We start from the raw sequence: 2,871 nt of genomic DNA, 5'->3' as shown, positions 1-2,871 counted from the left end.
AACGCGAACTGACGAAAGTTCATCTTCCGCGCCTCCTATTGCCGACAACACATTCATAATTTCTTGGAAGAACACTTGTCGTTGATCATGCTTATGCAGCTCTCGGTACAGCGAGCCGTCCTTGATGAAGATGACGCGATCACAGTAACTGGCAGCAAATGCGTCGTGAGTAACCATCATCATCGTCGTGCCGTCTTCCTTATTGATTTTCTGCATCATTTCGAGAACATCCTTGGCTGACTTCGAATCCAGATTCCCCGTCGGTTCATCCGCTAGAAGCAGCTTCGGATTATGGATCATAGCACGCGCAATCGCAGTCCGCTGGCATTGTCCCCCAGAGATTTCGTACGTGCGCTTGTCCAAAATTTGCTTGATGCCCAGTTTCTCCGCTATCGTTTGCACACGCTGCTCCTGCTCCTTAATGCTCACATTTTCCAGTGTTAATGGAAATACGATGTTTTCCTTCACCGTCAAGGTTTGCAGCAGGTTGAAATCCTGAAACACGAAGCCAAGCTGACGGCGGCGGAACAGTGCCAACTTGCGTTTATTTAAGGCGTGCGCATTGCTCCCACCAATCAATACTTCTCCTGATGTGGGCTTGTCGATTGTCGATACCACGTTTAAAAATGTCGTTTTCCCGCTTCCTGACGGTCCCATAATCCCGACGAACTCACCTTCGCGAATGGTTAGGTTCAAATTCGATAATGCTTGATAAGAGACTTTACCCTCATATACTTTGGATACATTTTTAACCTCTAGCATAGCAGAATTACACGCTCCTTGTTGATTTCGGTACCTTCACTTTACTCCCGATTAGCAAATACAACCATTGTTATTGCTTACATTTTCCTTTCATTTTTGTCATGTTCACCAGAGCTGTTGTGCCGTCGCAATTAAAAAAAGAGCAGGCCATGATACGGCCTGCCCCCAATAACGTCTACTGCGATATTCCTTCGTAATTACAATACTTTTTTCAGCTTTCTTACATAGTTCGCACGAATGAGCAAGAAGTACACGACCTGAATGATGAAGAACGTGCCTAATACGAGTATGATTTCTTTCAAAATCGATACGTTCGGGAACAAATTCTGCAACGTATTCAGTGCAACCGCTCCATGAACGATAGCTACAATGATCGGAACAAAGAACAGAAGTCCGATTTGCGTCGTAACAACCTTGGATAGTTCCCCTTCTGTCAGTCCCAGCTTCGAAATTGCCCGATACTGGACAAGATCATTATCCAAATCTGAGAAGAGGCGGAAATACAGGAAGCTGCCTGCTGATACGAAGAACACGACTCCGACAAATAAGCCCGTCAGCAAGATTTGTCCCATTCCTTGATTGAGTTCTGACATCGATGTCGCTCTGGATTGGAAGCGGAAGTCTTGCTGCTTTTCTTTTTGGAACTGCTTTTCCAGATCTGCTGACAATGTCTTTGTCGCCTGCCAGTTGTCCATGTTGAAGATATAATTTGTCTCGTCGAACTTCGTAAGCGGGTTTGCCTTAAAGTCCTCATCTGACATTACCAGTACTTCGCCGCTCGATACATATTGTCTCACATCGTCGGTCATCTCAAGTGTGTCAACAAGCTTCAGCTTACCTGTCTTCTTCAATGTCAAGGACTGCCCCTTTGACCAATTCGAAGCTGTGCTCCTATTGCCAAAATCATTGCTTATCGTTTCCAGTACGAATCCTTCACCCTGACGGAGCTCAATGCGCTCTTTGGCGAATGAATTGTATTCCGTTGCCCCCATCACCTTCATAATCGATCCATCTTTGAATTCTGCTGTTTTGCTATGAATGATGTAGGCATCATACTTGATGTTTTCTTTCTTGAGTGCTGACTCAATCAAATCTACATGTTTCTGCTCTTGCTTATTGTTCATTGTATTCGATTCATACGACATAGGCGGCATCAAATCTGCCACACTATTTGTCAGCATTGCCTTGAAGCCAACGAGTGTACCAATAGCCGTAAAAGCTACAGTAGAAATAATGGCGACGAGGAAGAACATCCGTGCATTGTCCTTCATCCGATAGGCCAAGTCTGACAAGGTCAGCATATTTGTGTTTCTGCGGTACAGCTTCTGCTTCTTCTTCAGCCTATTAATAATGAACACGCTTAGCTGTGTGAATAAGAAATAAGTGCCTACCGAGACAAGAACGACTACAGGCAGCATGGCGAATAGGACCTGTTCCCCGCGGACTACGAACGCAGTTCCGTAGCCGCCTAAGATGCACAGTGCTGCAAATATCGCGAGCACCGCATTAGCCTTAGGCTCTGGCTTCGGCTTCGTTGAAGCTTTTAGCAGGTCGATCAAGGAACTTGTACGTAATATGGTAGCCGTAAATAATGAAATCGAAATAAACAGTGCCATGAAGGCTGCGAACGTGAACCACAACGCTGTCGTTGGGAAATAGAATGACAATGGGTCATCCAAATACAACAAGGAAGAGCCTAGCATGAGCATTCCCTTTGACAATACTAATCCGGTCACTATCCCTGCAACCGTTGAAGCAAATCCGATAATGATATTTTCTACAAATACAAGGCGCTTCAACTGCATGTCAGACATCCCTTGCATAATACACACACCGAATTCTTTCTTCCGTGTCTTCAAGAAGACGCTCATGGAATACAGGATGAAGAAGAAGGAGAACACATAAATAATGTACTGAGCTACCTCCATCCCCGCCTGTGCACCCTTGCCGTACTTGCCGCTGCCAGCCATGTTCAATTCTGGGTGAAAAGCCAGCATCGAATAGACAAAGAAAATCATTACGGAGAAGGCGCAGCTTATGAAATACCCGGCATACAATCGCTTGTTCCGAAATACATTCTTAAACGCGAACTGACGAAAGTTCATCTTC

Annotated in this window: 2 protein-coding genes; both read right to left on the bottom strand. The window is 45.1% G+C overall.

Going from position 1 to position 2,871, the window contains the following annotated elements:
* The coding region (locus BBG47_RS27505; RefSeq protein ID WP_065294399.1) for an ABC transporter ATP-binding protein at window positions 1–762 on the bottom strand (762 nt) is incomplete at its 3' end.
* Between the two features lie 197 nt (window positions 763–959).
* A partial coding sequence (locus BBG47_RS27500; RefSeq protein WP_254659950.1) for an ABC transporter permease occupies window positions 960–2,871 on the bottom strand: 1,912 nt, incomplete at its 5' end.

This window comes from Paenibacillus sp. KS1 (assembly GCF_001680695.1).
In the GTDB taxonomy this organism is placed as follows: Bacteria; Bacillota; Bacilli; order Paenibacillales; family Paenibacillaceae; genus Paenibacillus_B; species Paenibacillus_B suaedae.
The sequence above is the reverse complement of the archived record's forward strand: the minus strand, read 5'-3'. Positions and strand labels throughout refer to the sequence as shown.